The sequence below is a fragment of the Helicobacter vulpis genome, assembly GCF_003660395.1.
Lineage (GTDB): Bacteria > Campylobacterota > Campylobacteria > Campylobacterales > Helicobacteraceae > Helicobacter > Helicobacter vulpis.
Genome location: NZ_QXQT01000001.1, coordinates 72958 through 93551, shown reverse-complemented (window position 1 = coordinate 93551; position 20594 = coordinate 72958). Strand labels below are relative to the sequence as shown.

21 protein-coding genes and 2 pseudogenes are annotated in these 20594 nt (G+C 48.0%); 17 read left to right on the top strand and 6 right to left on the bottom strand.

Features of this window, described 5'->3' with window-relative positions; all coding sequences use genetic code 11:
* Positions 1-13: 13 nt before the first annotated feature.
* Complete coding sequence (gene mltG / locus EAO38_RS00590) at positions 14-928, bottom strand: endolytic transglycosylase MltG (RefSeq protein WP_235852445.1); 915 nt, start codon at positions 926-928, stop codon at positions 14-16.
* On the opposite strand from mltG, the gene EAO38_RS00585 reads away from it, so the two are divergent.
* From EAO38_RS00585 to EAO38_RS00545, 9 genes are read left to right on the top strand one after another with little or no spacing between them, the layout of a single operon-like run.
* Positions 927-3923 carry a YhdP family protein gene (locus tag EAO38_RS00585; protein WP_121020308.1) on the top strand — a complete coding sequence of 999 codons (2997 nt, stop codon included), beginning with the start codon at positions 927-929 and terminating at the stop codon, positions 3921-3923. The genes mltG and EAO38_RS00585 overlap by 2 nt on opposite strands.
* Positions 3862-4089, top strand: coding sequence for a FeoA family protein (locus tag EAO38_RS00580; RefSeq protein ID WP_121020307.1), 228 nt, complete (start codon positions 3862-3864; stop codon positions 4087-4089). The genes EAO38_RS00585 and EAO38_RS00580 overlap by 62 nt, the downstream gene beginning before the upstream one ends.
* 2 nt (positions 4090-4091) lie before the next feature.
* Positions 4092-4742: an endonuclease III gene (gene nth / locus EAO38_RS00575; protein ID WP_121020306.1), complete on the top strand. Its 651-nt coding sequence runs from the start codon at positions 4092-4094 to the stop codon at positions 4740-4742.
* 33 nt (positions 4743-4775) lie between these two features.
* Positions 4776-5195: a flagellar motor switch protein FliN gene (gene fliN, locus EAO38_RS00570; RefSeq protein ID WP_235852441.1), complete on the top strand. Its 420-nt coding sequence runs from the start codon at positions 4776-4778 to the stop codon at positions 5193-5195.
* Positions 5196-5203: 8 nt separating this feature from the next.
* The gene (locus tag EAO38_RS00565; protein ID WP_235852440.1) at positions 5204-5983 is read left to right on the top strand and encodes a hypothetical protein; all 780 of its coding nucleotides are present in this window, start codon (positions 5204-5206) and stop codon (positions 5981-5983) included.
* Complete coding sequence (locus EAO38_RS00560) at positions 5976-6923, top strand: energy transducer TonB (protein WP_121020305.1); 948 nt, start codon at positions 5976-5978, stop codon at positions 6921-6923. The genes EAO38_RS00565 and EAO38_RS00560 overlap by 8 nt, the downstream gene beginning before the upstream one ends.
* Positions 6923-7921, top strand: a complete 999-nt coding sequence (pyrC, locus tag EAO38_RS00555) for a dihydroorotase (protein ID WP_121020304.1) — start codon at positions 6923-6925, stop codon at positions 7919-7921. The genes EAO38_RS00560 and pyrC overlap by 1 nt, the downstream gene beginning before the upstream one ends.
* Positions 7922-9019 carry an exo-alpha-sialidase gene (locus tag EAO38_RS00550; protein ID WP_121020303.1) on the top strand — a complete coding sequence of 366 codons (1098 nt, stop codon included), beginning with the start codon at positions 7922-7924 and terminating at the stop codon, positions 9017-9019.
* A complete protein-coding gene (locus EAO38_RS00545) occupies positions 9019-9564 on the top strand; it encodes a hypothetical protein (RefSeq protein WP_121020302.1) in 546 nt (181 codons plus the stop codon). The genes EAO38_RS00550 and EAO38_RS00545 overlap by 1 nt, the downstream gene beginning before the upstream one ends.
* On the opposite strand, the gene panC is transcribed toward EAO38_RS00545, so the two are convergent.
* A complete protein-coding gene (gene panC / locus EAO38_RS00540; protein ID WP_121020301.1) occupies positions 9553-10371 on the bottom strand; it encodes a pantoate--beta-alanine ligase in 819 nt (272 codons plus the stop codon). The two genes, EAO38_RS00545 and panC, sit on opposite strands and share 12 nt — an antisense overlap.
* The gene (gene pyrF, locus EAO38_RS00535) at positions 10355-11056 is read right to left on the bottom strand and encodes an orotidine-5'-phosphate decarboxylase (RefSeq protein ID WP_121020300.1); all 702 of its coding nucleotides are present in this window, start codon (positions 11054-11056) and stop codon (positions 10355-10357) included. Before pyrF ends, panC begins: the two co-directional genes overlap by 17 nt.
* Before the next feature lie 128 nt (positions 11057-11184).
* On the opposite strand from pyrF, the gene kdsA reads away from it, so the two are divergent.
* The 3 genes from kdsA to nusB are packed head-to-tail and all read left to right on the top strand — an operon-like array spanning position 11185 to position 12841.
* Entirely contained in the window at positions 11185-11967 is a 783-nt protein-coding gene (kdsA, locus tag EAO38_RS00530) for a 3-deoxy-8-phosphooctulonate synthase (protein ID WP_235852444.1), read from the top strand.
* On the top strand, positions 11967-12440 hold the full coding sequence (ribH, locus tag EAO38_RS00525; protein ID WP_121020298.1) for a 6,7-dimethyl-8-ribityllumazine synthase: 474 nt from the start codon (positions 11967-11969) through the stop codon (positions 12438-12440). Before kdsA ends, ribH begins: the two co-directional genes overlap by 1 nt.
* Positions 12440-12841, top strand: coding sequence for a transcription antitermination factor NusB (gene nusB, locus EAO38_RS00520; protein ID WP_104752735.1), 402 nt, complete (start codon positions 12440-12442; stop codon positions 12839-12841). The genes ribH and nusB overlap by 1 nt, the downstream gene beginning before the upstream one ends.
* Here the strand turns inward: nusB and EAO38_RS00515 are convergent.
* Positions 12838-13727 (bottom strand): annotated as a pseudogene (locus tag EAO38_RS00515) (beta-1,4-N-acetylgalactosamyltransferase). The gene nusB and the pseudogene EAO38_RS00515 sit on opposite strands and share 4 nt — an antisense overlap.
* A complete protein-coding gene (locus EAO38_RS08830) occupies positions 13672-13893 on the bottom strand; it encodes a hypothetical protein (RefSeq protein WP_162982640.1) in 222 nt (73 codons plus the stop codon). Before EAO38_RS08830 ends, EAO38_RS00515 begins: the two are co-directional and overlap by 56 nt.
* Before the next feature lie 86 nt (positions 13894-13979).
* On the opposite strand from EAO38_RS08830, the gene EAO38_RS00510 reads away from it, so the two are divergent.
* The 5 genes and pseudogenes from EAO38_RS00510 (at position 13980) to EAO38_RS00490 (ending at position 19789) form a co-directional block, all read left to right on the top strand.
* On the top strand, positions 13980-15146 hold the full coding sequence (locus EAO38_RS00510) for an MFS transporter (RefSeq protein ID WP_121020297.1): 1167 nt from the start codon (positions 13980-13982) through the stop codon (positions 15144-15146).
* Positions 15147-15174: 28 nt separating this feature from the next.
* A pseudogene (locus EAO38_RS00505) lies at positions 15175-16778 on the top strand (ABC-F family ATP-binding cassette domain-containing protein).
* 39 nt (positions 16779-16817) lie between these two features.
* Positions 16818-17588 (top strand): EcoRV family type II restriction endonuclease, encoded by a 771-nt coding sequence (locus EAO38_RS00500; protein ID WP_235852438.1) that lies wholly within the window; start codon positions 16818-16820, stop codon positions 17586-17588.
* Between the two features lie 26 nt (positions 17589-17614).
* A complete protein-coding gene (locus EAO38_RS00495) occupies positions 17615-18430 on the top strand; it encodes a DNA adenine methylase (RefSeq protein WP_235852380.1) in 816 nt (271 codons plus the stop codon).
* Positions 18431-18826: 396 nt separating this feature from the next.
* Positions 18827-19789, top strand: a complete 963-nt coding sequence (locus tag EAO38_RS00490; RefSeq protein ID WP_235852437.1) for a metallophosphoesterase — start codon at positions 18827-18829, stop codon at positions 19787-19789.
* Positions 19790-19813: 24 nt separating this feature from the next.
* Here the strand turns inward: EAO38_RS00490 and EAO38_RS00485 are convergent, their stop codons facing one another.
* The gene (locus tag EAO38_RS00485; RefSeq protein ID WP_121020294.1) at positions 19814-20434 is read right to left on the bottom strand and encodes an outer membrane beta-barrel protein; all 621 of its coding nucleotides are present in this window, start codon (positions 20432-20434) and stop codon (positions 19814-19816) included.
* Positions 20435-20594: the final 160 nt, after the last annotated feature.

The following is a 20594-nucleotide window of genomic DNA, read 5'->3' as shown; positions in this document are numbered from 1 at the left end:
AGTATACCATGTTTTATTTTGCGCCTCTTTGCTGGGCGCGGATATTGCGGACATGCTCGGCGTAGTAGCGGCTAAAGACATGCCCGCCTTGTTTGTGTTTGACAAAGTACAAAAAGGGCGTTTTGGCCGGAAAGAGGGTGGCCTTGATCGCCGCCGTGCTGACACTGCCCACAGGCATGCTAGGCAAGCCCTTGTGCTTGTAGGTGTTGAACGCGCTGGTGTCTTGAGCGATGCGCTCCTTGGTGATCTTGCTGTGCGAATACTTGCCATAATTCAAACTCCCATCCATTTGCAAGGGCATGTCTTTGCGCAGGCGGTTGAAGATCACCCCAGCAATCAGGGGCATTTCCTGCGCGTTGGCCGCTTCCTTCTGTACGATGGAAGCGATGATGAGAGTTCTTTCCCATTCCTTGGGATGATAATGTCCTAAGAGTTTGAGACTGAGTTTTTCATAGTGTTGATTAGCATGCGCGATCAGATAGTCCATAAGGCTCATAGCACTAATCCCTAGGGCAAAGCGGTAGGTGTCTGGCACAATGCCCGCTTCTGCATACAGGGCTTTGGCGCGGTAGGCTTGATAAAGCGCGTCCTCTTGGAGATTAAAAGTTGTGGCCAAATCTTGAATAAAAAAGTACAAGGTTTCCCCGGGGATCAAGGTAACATCTCTGTAAATCCTCTTAGAGAGGCTCAAGGCGTGTAAAAAATCCCCCTTGCTGATCTCTTGCTGGGTGTTGGTGGGGATGGCGATATAACCACTCTTGGGGGTTTTCCACAGCCCTAAAACGCCCATCAGGCGTAAAATCCACAAATCTAGCGCGTTGAGATTAGGGATGTGGCGCGCCATATTGTGCAAGGAGCCACTGGGGATATAAACCACGCCATAGGATTTTATGGGTATACTCAGATAAAACAACAAGCAAAGCCCCATGATCAAAGCGATCTCTAAAAGAATGCTCCGCCTTGTTTTTCTGTGTGGCGCAATGGGCGCGCTATTGTTGGGCGTGTTTTTAGTCTTAAAAAGTGGTGTCCGCATCTCTTCTTTACACTTAGGGAAACTCCAAATACAGGGATTGTATCTAAAACTCGATAACAAATTTGTGTTGCAGGTTAGCCAGCTGGACATCTCCGCTCTACTAACGCAGCGTACCCACAAAAAACCCCCCAATGTAGATAATATTGTACAAGGGGTGCGCTACGCCCTGTTGGCCCTCTCTTACTTTCAAGAATTGCAGGTTCAAGAGATTGTGATCAACCCCCATGCTAAAATCCATGCGCGTTTTGATGGCAAGACGTACCGCGTGCGCTGGCCGGGCATGCTAGAAGCCCAATTTAGTTTAAAAAATGATAGGGAATTGCGTCTAGATATCTTGCATTGTAGCCTAAAACCCTACCACGTGCGCCTGCAGGGGCTTGTGCGTTACTCTAGTGATATGAGGCAACTTGGCTTTGATCTGCAGGCCGCGCCGCTCAATGACCTAAGCTATTTGCGCCCCTCGCATTTGAAAGTACAGCTACAGGGTTTGAGCGATTTTAAGACCCTAGCGCTCACCTTACACACCAATACCATCGCCCATCTAGATTTTCTCAAACCCTATTTTCCTGAAGGTAGCCACCCAGTGGTGCAAAAATGGCTGTTTGAGAATATCGAATTTTCCAGTGTGCGCGTGCTAGAAGCCAAAGCCATTTTACATCTCCAAGACAAGCAATTAGCAAAAAATTTGCTCGATCAAATCAGCGCGCAGGCGGTTGTTCAAGACGCGCGGGTGCGTTTCCACCCAGACCTATCCCCCATAGTGGCCAAGCAAGTTACCTTAAATCTACAGGATCGCACTTTGAGCATCGCCCCCAAACACATCCACTATGAGAGCATGCCCTTGGGGGGTTCTAGCGTACAAATTAGCAATTTGGGCAGGGGGTCTTATCTGAGCGCGGACATCAAAATCGCCCCCAGCCCCTCCTTTTTGAGCGCCCAAAAGATTCTGCAGGCCTACCACATCGCCCTGCCCATCACCGAGCTCAACGCGCCTCTTAGCGCGGATTTGTTCTTGGGCGTACAATTCATCCCCCATGCTAAAGCCTTGCTCTCCATTCAGGGCAATGTACTGGTGCGCCAGGGGCACTTTTTGCTCTATGGCTATCCTCTCTCCACCCAACAAGCCAATCTCACTTTAGACATCACCCCCAAACGCAACCAGATGTGGATTAACGCGCTGCACACACGCTTTTATAATGTGGCAGACCTAGATGTCAATCTCAGCCTAGACTTCGCCCAAGGGCATATTTTTGGGGACGCTAATGTCTATAAGATCCAGCTCAACACGAATAATTTGATCAACATCCAGCCCTTTAGCCCCATGAGGAGCACGCTTAAAAAGCCCTCCCCTGCGCTCAACATCGCGCATCTGCCCAATCTCATGGCGCAAAACAAACAGGTTTTAGAACAGCGTATCCAAGCGGTGATCCGCGCCCAAAATCAAGAAACCTTCACCCATGATATTTTCTATGCTAACCCTAATATTCTGTCCAGTATAGATTTTGATGTAGATTTTTCACAAGCCCAGACTGTGCGTTTTCGAATTTCCAATTTGGATATTGAAGGGGAAATGCAAAAGGGGGCGTATGCCTTGAAAATCAAGGATTTGAGAAAACTATCCCCCATTTCTCCACTATTGCGTTATTTTGGGATCAGAAAAGGCGCGCTCCAGCTCAACACGAAGGATTTTAAGAATGTGGAATTTATGGGTACATTGGAAAACCGCTTCCCGCTGTATCGGCGCGATGGCACGCCCTTAAAAACCCTTTCTTTCTTGGGCATATTCAAGCCACAGAGTGTAGAATTCTTCACTCCTGATGGAGCAATCATGGGGCAAATTAAGGGAGGGCAACGCGCGTTGTTCTTCAATGACATGAATTTCAATTTGGACGCGTTTCTCAATTCTAAAATCCCCTTTGTCAAGGAACTCTTAGCCCCTAGCAAAAACAAGCCCACCAAAGCCCAGATTCGCGATGAAAGCGCGTTTATCCGCGCTAAACAGGATTATGAGAAACGCCACCATATCCTCCCCAGCGCCACGATTTTAAGCGCAAAGAACACGGCCATTGTGTTTAAGTCCTTCCCATTGGTCTTAGATACAGCCCGCTTGGTGGTGCGCGATGGGCGTGTACTCATCGATGGGGCTTACCACAACGCCATGTTACGCGCAGACATCATCCATGGGGATGTGGTGGTCAAGGCGGATAATTTTGGGGGGGATTATCTGAACTTGGCCTTGCAAAGCGTGCTCACGCAAAATGTAATCGGGGGGGGGCTTTATAGCTTGACGGGGGTTTATAGAGATCAGGTCTTTAATGGGGAATTGCGCATGCAAAACACCAGCATTAAGAATTTCAAGGTGTTGCAAAATATTGTCAATATCATCAATACCATCCCCTCCTTGATTGTCTTTAGAAACCCGCGTTTGGGCGCGCATGGCTATGAGATCGCTAAGGGGCGTGTGGTTTTTGGCCTGAGTTCTGAGTACTTGGGCTTGGAACATATCCAGCTGACGGGCACTACCTTAGATGTGGATGGCGATGGCATCATTGAGATGTCCGGAAGAAAGAAAATAGACATGTCCCTAGACATCTCCACAATCAAGGCCTTTAGCAATGTGATCAATAAAATCCCGATTCTCAATTACCTCATCTTGGGCAATAAGGGTAAGATTTCCACACACGTACAGGTGGGCAACACGCTAAACGACCCTTCTGTGAAGGTAACCTTGGCTAAAGACATCGCCCAAGCTCCTTTTAAGATACTAAGGCGTATTTTCACACCTATAGACATTATTATTCAAGAAATTAAGAAAGGGCTAGCTCCCCATGACCTTACTAGATTGCCAGAAGAACCAACGCTACACCATCCTAGAGATCAAAAGCGCTGATGGCGCGCTCAAAGATCGCTTTCTCTCCTTTGGAATCCGCGCGGGGGTGGAGTTTACCCTCTTGCATTGTTCCTTCAGGCGCGCCACTTTCAGCATCGCCATCCACAACGCCCAAGTGGCCCTGCGCGCTCATGAGGCGGCGTTATTGGTGGTCGCACCCTTATGAATATGAAGGCAAAAATCCCCATCATCAAGGCGCGCTTGCTAGAGCGCTTCCCTAACCCTCATACGGCACTGCACCACAACAACGCCTATGAGCTCTTGGTGGCTGTGATCCTTTCAGCCCAGTGTACAGATGCGCGCGTCAATACCATAACCCCAGCCCTCTTTGCGCTCTACCCGACCTTGTCTCATTTAGCCCAAGCCTCTCTAGACACCCTCAAAGCATGCATCAAGAGCGTTTCTTACCCTAATAACAAGGCCAAACATTTAATTGGCATGGCTAAGGAAGTGGGCGCGCGTTTTGCAGGGCAGATTCCCAACACGCAGGCCGATCTAAAAAGTTTGCCTGGGGTGGGGCAAAAAAGCGCCAATGTGTTACTTTCTGTGTATTTCCAACAAAATTATCTAGCTGTGGACACCCATGTCTTTAGAGTGAGCCATCGGCTGGGCTTGAGTCATGCCAAAACCCCCCTACAGACTGAGAGAGAACTCAGTGCGCTATTTGAGGACGATCTGGGCTTTTGGCACCACGCCTTGATCGCCATGGGGCGTACTTTGTGCCGCGCGCGCGCCCCCCAATGCAGTGTGTGTTTTTTGGCAGATTTATGTGAAAATAAAAAAACCTCTGACACTAAAGCGAAATGCAATAAAATCTAGTATAATATAGACAATCCTTAAGAGAGAAAAGAGATGGATCCACAAACCGGTAAAGATACACAAGGTGTCAATATCCAAACCAACCCCGCCTTGAGCGCGTTGACCCCCGTCAACCCCAAGATCAAAAAACAAGCCACTCTCAACCCTAGGGAACTCGAGCTCACCACCTACTTAGAAGAGTTGATCGAGGACTATAAGGGGCTCTTGGATATGGAGGTAACTTTCATGGCCGATTTGGGCGCGACTTCCATCCCCCTAGGCGAGGTGTTGCGCTTTGAGCGCGGCTCGGTGATTGACTTGCAAAAGCCTGCTGGGGAAAGTGTGGATGTCTTTGTGAATGGACGCGTGATTGGCAAGGGGGAAGTGATGGTGTATGAAAAGAATCTCGCGATTCGGCTCAATGAGGTACTCGATTCCAATGCGATCGTCTACTACATTGCCAAGGACATGTAATCTCATCTATGGCGCGGCTTGTTGGGTGGTTGGTGTGCATGTTGGCGTTCTCCTCATGGTGTTGCGCCCAAAATGTTTTGCAACAGATCCAAGTCTCTTCACTCGAGCATGCCGGCGTTGCGCTCAATTTACTCTTTAAAAATCCCTTGAATCAAACCCCTAAAATCGCCTCTGATCAAACCATCACCTTGCAGCACATGACTCCCTTTGCGCCCAAGACGCAGCGTTTCGATCAAGGCCCCTTGCGATCTTTAGACATCTACGCTAAAGATGGCGCGTTGTTCATCGTGCCTAAGAGCGCTTCTTTATTTAGTGTGCGCGCCAAGCTCTCAGCGGACAGGACTTACCTGCGCCTCGAGTTCCTCCCCCTCACACTCACCCCCTTAAACACCACTCCCCAACCCAACAGCACCCCCTTGCCCTCTAAAAGAGACGATGGGATGCTATGGGACTATGCGTGGAAAATCTGCTTGGTGTTGGGTTTTTTACTCTTAGTGCTTTGGTGGCTCAAGCGCAAGAATACCCAGCAGTTTCTCTTTCCTAAAGTGGGTTTAGAGCCCAGCGTTACCTTTATCAAACCCTTAGATGCCACGCACAAACTCGTTACTGTTGAGGTACGCAACCAGTTGTATTTGATCTTACTCAACGCCAACCAAAGCGTGGTGCTAGATAAGATTACCCTAGATTTCTCGCTGAAGAATAAAGACTCCGGGCGCCTTAAGGAAGATCTCATGGAAGAAACCAAGGAACGCCTACGGCACTCCAAGCTAAAAGGCTCGTATGTCTAAGCGACCCCTAGCCCTAGACAAAGAATTATACGACCGGCGTTCCACGCGCAATTTCTATCTTGCCCTGACTCTCTCCTGTCTCTTACATCTGCTTTTATACTGGCTCGTGTGGTGGTTTCTGCACCACTACCGCCCCAACCAGCCCAAGCTGGTCAAAATCAATCCTAGTAATCTCTTGGTGCTCAAGCGTGGACGCTCCTTAGACCCCACCAAGCACACCCAAGGCGCACAAAAGCCTTCTAGGGCCGCCCCAAAAACCACCCCTCTACCCCCAGCCCCTCTGCCCACTCCGCCCACCAAGCCTCTTATAGAACACACCGCCCAAAAGCCCGTAGAAAAACCCAAGCCCAAAGCCGAGCACCACGTGCGCCGTGAACACCACAGCCCACACCGCAAGAGCGAACGCACCACCATGCAAAGCCAACACAAGGCCCTGCACCAAGCCCAAGAAGAACGCGTCAAAAAACAGCCCAAAGAGCAGAACGCTCAAGAGAGTTTCAACCCTAATAATCTCTCCTTCCTCCCCTCAGAACAAGCCCCCACACAACCCACCAGAGATAAGAGCTATGAGGCAGACAAAGGCTTAGACACCCAAACCCGCAAGGATATTGACGATCTGTATGGCGAAGAATTTGGCGACCTGGGTACGGCAGAAAAAGACTTTATCAGGAGCAATTTGAGCGAGATTGGGCGTATCACCCAACGCTATTTGGAATACCCTAGCGCAGCCGGGTATTTGGGGCAGGATGGCGTGGACGCGGTGGAATTCTACCTCCACCCCAATGGGGACATCACGGGCTTAAAGATCATCATGGCTTCTGGCTATAAACTCCTAGATGACAACACTTTAAAGACCATCACCATCGCTTATAAGGACTACCCACGCCCCACCACCACCACGCTTATTCGTATCCGCGTGCGTTACTTCATTTACCGCTAATGTTCACGTTACACAACCCCCTAGACATGCATTTGCACCTGCGCGAAGGGGAAATGCTGGCCAAAGTGCTCCCCTTTAGCGCGCGCGCCTTTAGCGCAGCAGTGGTGATGCCCAACCTGCAAGAACCCATCAACACCACCGCGCGCGCCCTAGATTACGCCCGCCAAATCCAAGCCCAGAGCACAGAGTTTATGCCCCTTGTCGCGCTGTATTTGCAAGAGAGTTTGTCGCCTCAAGAATTGGAAAACGCGCGCCGCAACGGGCTCTTCTTGATCAAGCTCTACCCCCAAAATGTTACCACCAACTCTACACAAGGAGTCGCTGATATTTTAAGCCCCAAGATTCTAGAGATTTTGCGCGCAGCCCAAGATTTAGATTTTATCCTGTGCGTGCATGCCGAAACACAGGATTTTGTTCTGGATCGTGAAGTGGGCTTTCACCCCATTTTAGAAAGCCTGTGTGCGCGCTTCCCCCAATTGCCCATTATCTTAGAGCATATGAGCGATGCGCGCAGCATCCCACTTTTAGAAAAATACCCCAATCTCTATGCCACTCTCACTTTGCACCACATCACATGGCATTTAGATGCCCTATTAGGCGCGCGCTTAAACCCCCATCTCTTTTGCAAACCCCTTTTAAAAACCCCCAAAGACCAAGAAGCCCTTTTGCAACTGGCCCTGAGCGCGCACCCAAAGGTGTGTTTTGGATCAGACAGTGCGCCCCACTCTTTGGCGCACAAGCATGCCTGCGCCTGCGCGGCTGGCATCTTTAGCGCGCCCCTCCTTTTAGAAGCACTCACAACTCTTTTTGATATCCACCACGCCCTAGATCGTCTGCAAGCCTTTGTGAGCGACAACGCCAGACGCATTTACCAATTGGATCGGCGTGTCCAACTCCCTAAAAAATCTCTCACACTATCCAAACACCCCCCCACTATCCCCACAATCCCAGACCTCATCATCCCCCCCTTTGCTGTAGAGTGGCGCATTGATGCGTAAATGGGGGCTTGCGGTCTTTTTAGGCTTGGGACTGGTGTTTTTGGCCAAAGCCCCCCTGCCCCCTATCAATTCGCGCCGCCAACTCCCTTGCAAGATAGCCCTACCGCGCTATTTGAACGCCGTACCCTCACGCCCCCCCCTGTTCAAAGCGTGCACGCTTCCAGTTTGATCGCCCTCTCACCCACCCACTTGCTAGCTGCCTACTTTGGGGGGAGCGCAGAAGCCCAAAGCGATGTGCGCATTTATGCCCATCTCTACACTCTTAAAACCCAAAACTGGAGCGGTCCCTTTAGTTTGCTGGACGCGCCCACACTCAGCCAACTTGCAGGCATTTATGTCAAAGCCTTGGGCAATCCAGTGTTACACGTGCATGCCAAGCGTCTCTATCTCTTTGTGGTGGGGGTGAGTTTGGGAGGTTGGGCGACTTCTAGGATCTACCAACTCAGCGCGCCCCTGATCTCTACGCCACAAACCCCCATGTGGCGTTTTGAAGCCATCTTACCCTTAAGCCCCTTTTTGAATATCTCCCACTTGGTGCGCCATAGCGCAGTGCCCACAACAGATGGGGGTTTCATCTTACCGATTTATCACGAATTGGCCGCCAAATTTGCCCTGCTCTTAAAATTTGACGCGCGCGCGCGCCTGCAGGCCATCATCAAGCCCAACAGTCTCCAAGCCCAATTCCAACCCACGTTGATTCCCTACAACACTTGTGCGTTCATGGCCTTTAGAAGCCATAAGGATCGAAAATTCTACACCCAAACCTGCCAAACCCCCACCCAATGGAACCCTCCTAGGCCTAGTAATTTGGCTAATTATGACGATGCGTTAGCCCTCTTTGAAGCTAACCATACTCTCTATTTGATTTATAACGCGCCCCTGCCTCATTCCTCTAAAAGCCGTAGCGCTTTGCGTTTGGCAAGACTCAGCGCGCCCAACCACTTCACTCCCCTAAGCATCTTGGATCAAAGCCTTCAGGGCGAAGTGAGCTACCCCTGTGTGTTGGTGTGGGGCCAGCGTGTACATATTCTCTACACCAAAGATCGGCGCGCGATCATGCATCTTAGTTTTAACAGCGCGTATCTCAAGAACCTTTAATGGAAATGCTTGCTCCTAGTGTGTGTTTGGCTTTGGGAGCGGGGGGGTTGGTGGGCGCGCGTGCGCGCTCTCTTGCCCTTTTAAAAGCGCTGCTGGTGGCAGGGGTTTTGATCTGCCCCCTGCCTTTTGGGAATTCTTTGAACTTGGGCATGGTGGTCGTGGGGCTATTTGGGAAAGTGAGCGCGCTTGGTTTGCTCGTGGTGGGGGGGGCGTGGGGGGGTAGATATGTGGGCTTTAAAGGCTTTTCTCCCCCTGCTTTTCTCTTTTTAAGCATCTTTGGGGGGGTGATCTTTTTAGATAACCTTGGGTTTTTGCCCATCAGTTTTATTTACGCTTCCCCTGGGTTGGCGTGGGCTAGTTTATGTCTTTGGGGGGGGGTGGCCTTTTGTGTGGATCGGGTATTGGGGGGGTGTTTTGTGCTAGTCCTTATAGGGGGAATGTGTTTCTCACTCCCCACGCCCTATACGCTCTTTATGGATATTTACTTATGGCTGGGCGCACTGGTGGGGCTTTTGATGGGTGTTAAGCCACCCTCACACCCATAAATTATCTAACAGGCGCACAGCCCCCACCTGCACGGCGCACAAAATCAAGGTTTGGTTGGGTTGGATTTGGGCTAGGGGGGCTAGCTGGCGATCGCACACGCTCAAATAATGCACCTTGAGTCCTTGCAACACTTCTAAGCCTAACGCGATGAGTTGAGCACTATCGCGCTCCCCTTCTTGAATCGCTTTTTGGATACACATCAAGGCTTGGGGGATTTTGCGCGCAGTTGCACGCTCCTCAGAGTTTAAATACACATTGCGCGAACTCAACGCCAAGCCGTCATCATCGCGCACAATGGGGCAGGGCATAATCTCTATGTCTAAAAAGAGATCAGCGACCATGCGCTGGATAATGAGGAGTTGTTGGGCATCTTTTTGCCCAAAATACGCCCGTTTGGGGCGCACCAAGTTAAAGAGTTTGAGCACCACCTGCAACATCCCCTCAAAGTGTTTAGGGCGCATATCCGCCTCAAAGCCCAGTAGAGAGGCGGGGGGTTGGAGGGTGATTCTCTCTAGCACACCAAAGGGGTAGATCTGTGCAGGTTCTGGGGTAAAGAGCACATCCACGCCCAAACTCTCGCACAGGGCAGTATCTGCCTGCAGAGTTCTAGGGTAGGCTTGGTAATCCTCATTAGGGGCAAATTGGGTAGGATTGACAAAGATAGAGACCACCACGATTTGATTTTGCGCTTTGGCTTGCTCTATCAAGCTAGCATGCCCGGGGTGCAACGCCCCCATCGTGGGTACAAACCCGATTTCTTGCCCCCAAAAGGGGGCAAGTTGGCTCGCCTTAGTGCACACTTGCATGCAAACCCTCCATTTGTGTTAAAATCTGTTTGAGGCTCTCTGAGGGTTTGGGGTGGTTGTAAATGGGGCGACCCACCACGATAAAATCCGCCCTAGCGCGCAAAGCGTCTTGGATTGTGCCCACGCGCTTTTGATCTTGGGTGTCCTGCACATTGGGGCGAATCCCCGGGGTCAGGGTGAGAAAATCCGCTTTTGTGGCTTGCTTGATGGCTAGACTCTCTAACACCGAGCAGACCACCCCATCTAGCCCGCTGCTAAAGCAGAGTTTGGCAAGGTGGAGGGTTTGCTCTGTTAAGGGGGCATGGTAGACTTGCTCCACTTCTAAAGAGTCTAAGCTAGTCAGAATGGTAACCCCCATGAGCAAGGGCGTACGGCTCAAGGCGCGCATTTTTTCTACCACGCTCTCAAGCGCGCGCCCTCCAGCACTCGCATGCAAGGTGATCATCTCCACACCCAATTTAGCGCACTCTAGCGCGGCTTCTTGCATGGTATAGCTGATATCATGCAATTTCAAATCTAAGAAAATCTTAAAGCCCATTTTTTGGATTTCTTGCACAAAAGCAGGACCTTCGCGCACAAAGCCCCTTAAGCCCAATTTCACCCACAGATTTAGCCCCTTGAGTTGTTCTAGCAAACACAAACACGCTTGTTTATCGGGTAAATCCAGCGCTAGACAGAGTTGCATACATACTTCCTTGTGGTATTTTCAGCAAAAAGCTATTACAATGCGCCATTATACAACTTAAGGATGAGAGTTTGTCAAAATCTAGCGCGCGGTGCGTGTTGATCGCAGGACCCTGTGTCATTGAAGAGATGGCGATCTTAGAAGCCATCGCTAAAGAGCTCCAGCCCCTAGCCACAGACCCTAGGATTGATTTTTATTTTAAAGCCAGTTTTGACAAGGCTAACCGCACCAGTTTAGAGAGTTATCGCGGTCCCGGGCTTGCAAAGGGCTTAGAAATGCTAGATAGCATTAAATCTAAATTTGGCTACAAGCTCCTTACAGATATTCATGAAAGCGCGCAGGCGGGGGCGGTGGCTGAGGTGGTGGATGTCTTGCAGATCCCGGCGTTTTTGTGCCGTCAAACCGATTTGATTATCGCGGCTGCACAGACTAAGCGCGTTTTAAATATCAAAAAGGGGCAGTTTATGCACCCTAAGGACATGCAATACAGCGCGCTCAAAGCCCTCAACACCCGCGCTAAAAACCCCTATAAAACCCCCACTTATGAAACTTGTTTAGAACATGGGATTTATTTATGCGAGCGGGGGGCGAGTTTTGGGTATGGCAATTTGGTTGTGGACATGCGCTCTTTGGTCATCATGCGCGCCTTTGCTCCGGTGATCTTTGATGCCACTCATAGCGTACAAATGCCCGGGGGGGCGCAGGGCAAGAGCGGGGGGGATAGCTCCTTTGTGCCTTATTTAGCACGCGCAAGTGCAGCTGTGGGCGTAGATGGCTTTTTTATGGAAACGCATTTGACCCCAGAAAACGCCCTGAGCGATGGACCTAATATGATCCCCACCGCGCAATTAGCCCCCCTAGTAGAAGATTTGCTCAGCTTGCAGGCATGGCAACACAATAAAGGACATTAATGGCAGAGTTTAAGAGTCTTGAGGGCAAATTATGCCTCAAGGGAGATGAGAGAGTTGGCATTTTGGCTTCGCGCTTTAATCATTTGGTGAGCGATCGCTTAGTAGAGGGCGCGCTGGATAATTTCAAACGGCATGGGGGCAATTTAGCCCTTTTGAGTGTGATCAGAGTCCCCGGGGCTTATGAATTGCCCTTTGTGCTAGATAGGCTCTTAGCCTCTAAAAAATACGATGGGGTGTGTGTGTTGGGGGCGGTGATTCGCGGGGCGACCCCGCATTTTGACTATGTGAGCGCGGAGGCTACTAAGGGCATTGCCAACACCACCTTAAAATATGGCTTGCCCGTGAGCTTTGGGCTGCTCACCACCGATAATATTGAACAAGCCCTAGAGCGCGCGGGCACTAAAGCAGGCAATAAGGGCTTTGAAGCCATGCAAACCTTGATTGAATTGCTCAATCTCTACCCCCAAATTTAATGGCGACTCGCAGTCAGGTTAGAGAGGCGGTGGTGGGCTTGCTCTATGCCTATGAAAGCGGGAATGAAGCCGCCTTGCACAAAGCCCCCGATTTTTTAGCCCAAAAGAAGATCAAAAACGCCCAACAACGCTTTGCTCTAGAGCTTTTAGAGGGCACGCTCAAGCATTTAAACGCCCTAGATAATGCCTTGATCCCCCTGCTCAAAGATTGGGATTTGGCGCGCATGGGGAGTATGGAGCGCGCGATTTTGCGCTTAGGGGCTTATGAAATCTTGCACACGCCCACCAACCCGGCAGTGGTGATCAACGAGGCGATCGAACTCTCTAAAACCTATGGCGAGGACAACGCGCCCAAACTCATCAACGCGATCCTAGACGCGTTGTGCAAACAAAAATTTTAAACTTCTTTGAACTGGGCGTAAATTTCTAAAATACGCGCTTCGTCTAGCATGTTGGGGTCTATCTGCTTGCCTAATAATTTGGCGTGGTGGGCTTTGAACTCCTCTAGGGGAATCCACTCTAGGTTTTGGGCGATGTGGGCGCGCGCTTTTTGACAAAGGGGAAATGCCATTGGGTGAGCTCTGGGTCGTGTATGAAAACTTGATTTTGAAAGCTCTGTTGTTCTAAGGATCTACCGCCCGCATCCCATTCTACAAACGCATGCAGCTTGTTGCAGTAGAGGTTGTGATCGCCATGGGCTTCCACCCATCCAAAATTACAAAGATTGTGCACATACACCTGTTGGTCCACAACGCGAAGATGGATTCTAGAATAACTCAGGACTTGATTTTGATGCCAAACATGATAAAAACTCTGATAAAGTTTCTTAGCGTCATAGATGTGATCTGCATCAATTTTAAGCATCCATGCGTTTTTGGGGATAAAAGAGAGGACATAGTTATAGTAGTGATAGAGTTGGTGGTGGAAATCTTGGGGGTCTTGGGTTACAATTTCGTACGGGTAAGCCACTGGGATAAAAGTGGGGAACTTTTGGCAAAACTCTAGGATGTATTCTGCGCTTCCGTCATCACAATCGTTATAGCCAATCACGCCCCGTTGGATGGCAGGCAAAATAGAGTACAAACACGCCTCTAAAGTGGCGATCTCGTTTTTCACACGGATGAATGCCCAAGGGTTGAGTGGGCTTTTAGGGTCGCTAGCTTTGGGGTCGTGCTCAAAATAGCCCTTGTGTAAGGCTCTATCGGGGATTAAAAGTTGGCGTTTATAGGGCTTAAGAGTTACCCCCCCCCCCCCCGTACAAGCGGTTAGCTTGGATATAGTCCTCATTCTTAAGGGGCGCGATTTTAGCAAAGACTTTTGATTTTTGGGGGTGGCAATAAAAAGAAAGAGAGGGCAGGCAGAGGGCAAAGCTGTAGGCTTGTTTGGCAGATTGAAACCAATTTTTAGGAATCGCACGCTTTAAGAAGCTCTTACATCGTTGGTTGAGGGACAAAAACACTCCTTACAAAAGCCAAATTATACACCAATGCGCGCAAAAAGCATGCTAACATGCGCCATTTATCTTTTTAGAGGCGTGGCGTGCGGCATTACTTGCGGATTGTGTCTTTATTGGCTCTGTCTAGCTTTTGTTTGGGCGTGGCGGAGTTTTTGGTCTCGGGGATTTTAACCAGTCTAAGCCTGTATTACGGGGTGTCTGATAGCCAAGTGGGCAATTTAGCCACCCTTTATGCTTTGGGGGTGGTGGTGGGCGCGCCCTTTGTGAGCGTGCCCATCTCGCGCTTTAACTACCGCAACCAGTTGATCTTTACGCTTTCTCTCTTTGCGCTCTCCAATGCGCTCATGTTTTTTAGCCATAGTTTTCTAAGCGCGCTCATCGCGCGCTTTATCGGCGGGCTCATGCATGGCTTGTTCTTTGTCATCGCCACCATCATTTGCCTAAAAGCTGCGCCTAAGGCAAAGACCAGCATGGCATTGAGCTTAATGGCTAGTGGGCTCACCATCGCTTTAGTAACCGGCGTGCCCTTGGGTATTTTAGTGGCCAAGCATTTTGGGCTCTTAGCGCCCTTTGCCTTGGTGGCTTGTTTAGCCTTTTTGGCCGCTATTCTAGCTTTATTCATCATGCCCAAATTCTCCAGCAAGCCAGCCAATTTTAAAAATCTAGGCGTGGCCTTTGGCTTTGTGCCTGTGTGGCAGGGTTTTTTAGTAACTGCCTTTTCGTGTGGGTCTATGTTTGTGGTGTACATCTACTTGCGGGTTTTATTAGAGAAACACCACTTTAGCCCAGAGAGTATCACCAACATTTATTTATACTACGGCGTGGCTGCCATGTTGGGTAATCTCTTTGGGGGCAAATTGGCGGATTTAAGGGGCTCCTTTGCCTCTTTAGGCTTTTTACTCGCCATGCAGATTTTAGCCCTAAGTGCGATGAGTGTTAGTTACCACTTGCCCAAAGCGTTTTTAATCGCCAATGTGGTGGGCTTTGGCTTCTTTGGCTTTGCTTGCATCGCCCCGCTTAAAATGTTAAGCGGGCATCTAGGGCGCGTCTTCACCCCAAATACAAAAGATAGCACCATCGCGCTCAATGAGGCTTCTTTTAATGTGGGGATCACTTTTGCCTCTCTGGTTGGCGGGCTGGTGGCGCATTTAAATGTCAATTTTAACGGGCTGTGTGCCGCGCTTTTTGCTTTGAGTGCCTTGAGTCTTTTGAGTTTTGGCATTAAAAAGGCGCGCTTTCATGTAAAATAGTTATACTTAGCCAAAAACTAGGATCACCATGTTACAAGCCACACAAGTTAGCATGCGCTATGCCACTAAAAAGCTCTTTGAAAATGTCAATCTCACATTGGACGCACACAAACGCTATGGACTGATTGGAGCCAATGGCGCGGGCAAGAGCACCTTTTTAAAGATTTTAGCCGGGGAGATCGAGCCTAGCAGCGGGGAGATTAGCGTGGGTTCTGGGCTTAAAGTAGGGGTTTTAGGCCAAGATCAATATGCCTTTGAAGAATTCAGTCTCAAAGACGCGGTACTCATGGGCAATAAAACCCTCTATGACGCGCTCAAAGAAAAAGAAAAACTCTACAGCCAAGCGGATTTGAGCGATGACAAGGTCAATGCCCGTTTGGCCGAACTAGAGATGATTTGCGTGCAAGAAGACCCACTTTATGAATGCGAGGTGGTGGTAGAGAAAATCTTAGAGGATTTGGGTATCCCCGCACAGCGACATAATGACTTAATGCAAAGCCTACCTAGCAGCGATAAATTTAAAATTCTGCTCGCTCAAGTGCTCTTCCCCAAGCCTGATATTTGCTACTAGATGAACCCACTAACAACCTAGATTTAAACGCGATCGCTTGGCTAGAGGAGAACTTGAAACGCCATGAAGGCACAATGGTCATCATCAGCCACGATCGCCACTTTTTAAACGCCGTTTGCACGCATATTTTAGATTTGGATTTTAACACGCTCAGAGAGTTTAGCGGCAATTACGATGATTGGTACATCGCCTCTACTTTAATTGCCAAACAAAAAGAAGCCGAACGCAATAAAAAGCTCAAGGAAAAAGAGGAGCTAGAACGCTTTATCGCGCGCTTTTCAGCCAATGCGAGCAAGGCGCGCCAAGCCACTAGCCGCCAAAAGCAATTAGATAAACTGGATATTCAAAGCATTGAGGTCTCTAGTCGGCGCGATCCTAGCATTGTCTTTAAACCTCAGCGCACCATTGGCAACGAAGCTTTAGAATGTAGCCAGATTTCTAAGTCTTATGGGGATTTGGTGGTGCTGAAAAATGTCAGCCTAAAAATCGCCCCCAAAGATAAGATCGCCTTGATTGGGCCTAATGGCGTGGGCAAGAGCACGCTGTGTAAAATCCTAGTAGAGGAGTTGGCTCCAGATAGTGGGAGTGTAAAATGGGGCGCGACTGTGCTAAGGGGCTATTTTCCCCAAGATGTGAGCGAGAGCATTCAGGGGGAGGAAAGCCTGTATCAATGGCTTTTTAACTTCAATAAAAAGATTGAGAGTGGTGAGGTGCGCAACGCTTTAGGGCGCATGCTCTTTAGCGGGGCAGAGCAAGAAAAAAGCATTAATGCGCTGAGTGGGGGGGAGAAACACCGCATGGTTTTAAGCAAGCTGATGCTTGAAAAGGGCAATTTTTTAGTGCTGGACGAGCCCACTAACCATCTAGACCTAGAGGCGATCATCGCTTTAGGCGAGGCGTTGTATAAATTTGAGGGGGCGTTGATTTGTGTCAGCCACGATCGCGAACTCATTAGCGCGTATGCGAATCGCATTATTGAACTTGTGCCTAGCAACAAGGGCGCAAAGGTGATCGATTTTAGGGGGAGTTATGAGGAGTATTTGGCGAGCAAGGGGACATAATTTACAGGTTAGGGGCAAGTTATGTGTAAAGTGGATTTTATGAGGGCTTTTAGAATGTTTTTAGAAAAGCTTAAGGAACAGATTTGCCAGCCCGATCACCAATGGAAAATCAAGGGGTTTATCGATAGTGAAAGGCGTTTGTTTTCTCTATCAAATGACACAAAAGTGGTTTCTAAGATTCTCGAGATTCACATGTTTCTCTATATCCTAGAATTTGCTGAAGATTGTGGTTTTGATGTGGTCTTGCCTAGCCATCAAAACTATTACCCAGATTTATCGTTTGTGTCTAAGGCAAATCCAGCACTAAAATACGCCATTGATTTAAAAACAACCTACCGCAACGCAAAAAATCCGAATTTATGCAATGGCTTCACTCTAGGTTCGCATGGGGAATATTTTAGAAACAGAGAATCGTGTAAAAATATCCAATTCCCTTACAAGAGTTACAAAGGGCATTTCTGTCTAGGGATCATTTATGACCGCGTCAAAGTCAATGAATTGGAGCGTTATGGTTTGCAAGATTTGCAGTGTATCCCATCAGTGATTAAAAATCTCACATTGTTTTTTGTCGAAAAATATAAAATAGCCAGCGATACAAGTGGGAGTGGGAACACCGCTAATATTGGGAGCATTAAAGTGATTGCGGATATTTTACACGAAAGGGGAGTTTTTGCAAAATTAGGCGAAGAGATTTTTGACGATTACTGGATGAACTATGGGTATATCAATATTACAGACCCTACGGGGATTCAAAAGCCCATCCGCAACCTTGATGCATATCTACGCTACCGAGGCATTAAGCCATGCTAGAATCCCAAAAAGTAAGGATTCCTCCCTTGAAGATTCAAGGGATTAAAACTAAAATTGTCCCCTATATTCAAGAAGTTTTTAAGACTTTAGATGTTGGTGTTTATTATGAACCCTTTATGGGAAGTGGCGTAGTTGGGCTTAATTTAATGCCCAAAGTGGCGGTTTTTAGTGATAATAACCCCCATATCATTAATTTTTACAATGCAATTAAAGAAGGCACACTTACTGAGGATTCGGTGCGTGCGTTTTTAATCCAAGAGGGTCAAAAACTAGAACAAGAAGGGCAGGCACATTATTTAAAAATACGGCAGAGATTTAATAAGAACCAAGACTCTCATGATTTTTTATTTCTTAACCGCAGTTGTTTTAATGGATTGATGCGTTTCAATTCTAGGGGGGATTTCAATGTCCCCTATTGCAAGAAAGATCGCCGTTTTGCCCCTGCTTACATTACAAAAATCACAAATCAAGTTAAATGGGTCAGTGAGCGTATAGCTCAAAACGACTACACATTTCTCTGCTGTAATTTTATGCAAATTTTTAAACAGGCACAAAAGGGTGACTTGATTTACTGCGATCCCCCCTACATTGGCAGACATGCTGACTATTTTAGTCTGTGGAGTCCTAAGTACGAGGAAACACTCTATGACTTGCTTGAACACACACAAGCTAGTTTTTTGCTTTCTACTTGGCATAGCAACACATACAGAACCAATCCATATCTTCACCGCTATCAAGAACATCAGATAGAGCTATTAGATCATTTCTACCATCTAGGGGGCAAAGAAAAGAATCGTAACGCCATCAAAGAGGCTTTAGTGCAAGACTTTAAAAACAGTTAAGCGGGATATTTGCTCAACAAGGAGGTTGGCATACCTCTTAATCTTTTGCTAAAGAATTCTTTCATTTTCATTTTGGCAAAAAGTTGCGTCATGCTAAAACTAACAATCGGCGCGCGCAAGGGTAAGAGTAACTTCTAGTTTTCTCCCTAGACCTTTTTTGCCCGAGGTTAAACTTCTTTAAAGTATTTAAACATGTTCTTGTAACCCTGTCTTGATCTTTGCCAATAAACATGGTAAAACCCGCCCCTAATGAGCGTGACAACTTTTACTCTAATTTTTCTTTTTGTCTTCTTTTGCATGAACCTCTTTAGCTATCTGAGGCTAAGGAAGTTTACCTATCCCTTTTTGCGCTTTCTGCCTATTTGTCTGTATGGTTTAAACATTCTCTATCGGGTCGTGCAGACGAAAGTTTTTGCCCATTTGGAGGCGTTACATACCTTCTTGTATGCCCTAGGCGGGATGAGCATGGCCGCAAGTTTTATTCTCTTCTGCCTGCTATTATTGCACCCCATTGCGCTCACAACTCTGCGTCAAAGCACAGACACACACAAACGCCAAAGCCTTAAAAAACTCTTGGATATAGGTCTACTAGGGGTTTTCTTTACCTCTATGGCAAAGGGCTTTTACAATTCAACCAATCTTGTGATCACAAGGCGCAGTGTAAAGCTAAAAAATTTAAAAGAAGCGTGCCACCTTGTGATGATCAGCGATGTGCATATAGGGGCGTATCTTAAAAAAGATTACTTGCAAAAGATTGTCGATCGTATTAACGCGCTTGATCCGGATATCGTCGTGATTGTGGGGGACTTGGCGGATTTGAAGGCTCAGTTGGTACAAAAGGATTTAACCCCGCTTAAAAGTATCCAATCTAAATATGGCGTGTATTGTGTGCTGGGCAACCATGAATATTACCACGGGGTGGATGCGCTTGTTAAAGTGTTTCAAAAGAATCATTTACGCGTCCTGCAAAATGAGAGTGTCCAAGTTGCGGGGCTTAATCTAATGGGGGTAAATGACCTGATAGGGTATCGCTTTAAGCGTTTTGAACCCGACTTTAAGACTATCTTTACCCAAGCCAACCCCAATCTGCCTAGCGTTTTACTCTCCCACCAACCCAAATCCTTAACACATTTAGAGCAAAAACCTGATTTGCTCTTATGCGGACACACCCATGCCGGACAGATATTCCCCTTCAGCCTCTTAGTGTGGCTGGATCAAAAATACATCTATGGGCATTATCATTTGAAAGATTGCCAAATGATTGTGAGTAGTGGCTGTGGCTTTTGGGGGCCGCCTGTGCGCATTTTTACTAAGAGCGAAATCGTGTCCATCCATTTAGAGCCTGAAAATCAAGCCTAGTGTTTTAGACGCGATTAACCTGTCCTAGAAAATATAGTTAAAATTGACATACCACACATAGCGTCTGATATCTTTTATATCTGCTGTAAGTTTTTGGGGGATCATGGGAAACTTTATTCCGGCTTGCACAGCCACATGTTCTTTAAGGCGGATTCGACCGCCTGCATTGAAAAGAAACTGGAAACCGCTATGAGAAAAGTTATTGTAGCTCCAAGTGTTGCCCGCTAATTGGATACCCCCCACTAGGCCAAGAGAAAAGGAATCTGCAGGGATGATATTGACAATCATATCTGCAGCCCCACCATAGGCATAAACATCCCATTTGCCCCCAGTGGGTTTCTTCCCAAACTTCTCCCAAATGCGCCAATCATCAAAGAGAGCACTATTGTCCCAATCAAAGAAAGCATAAACCTGCCCGCCAAACCATTTATTGGCAAAGCCCACACCCCCCACCTGCGCGCTTAGACCATAGAGAGGGAATCCGCTCGATAGGGCTTTCTTGTATTCGCCCCCCCCACCTTTACCTTGTTGGTAACCAAGCCCTAGAAAAAAGCCGTTTTTCTCGCCCGCTTGGGCAACCTGAGTGGCACCAACTACCATTAAGGCTGAGAGCACCAAACTCTTTGTTTTGATTTTAAAAACCATAAGACTCCTTGTTATCAACTAGGGTATTGCAAAAAAGCTAAAAGTATTCCAAAAGTATTGCTGGTAGCAGTTGCGCAGAGTCCCACATGTGCAATCCACAAAGACCACAAGGTTTTGTTGACATACTCTAATGACCAGTGTAGTACCATGAATACCCAGT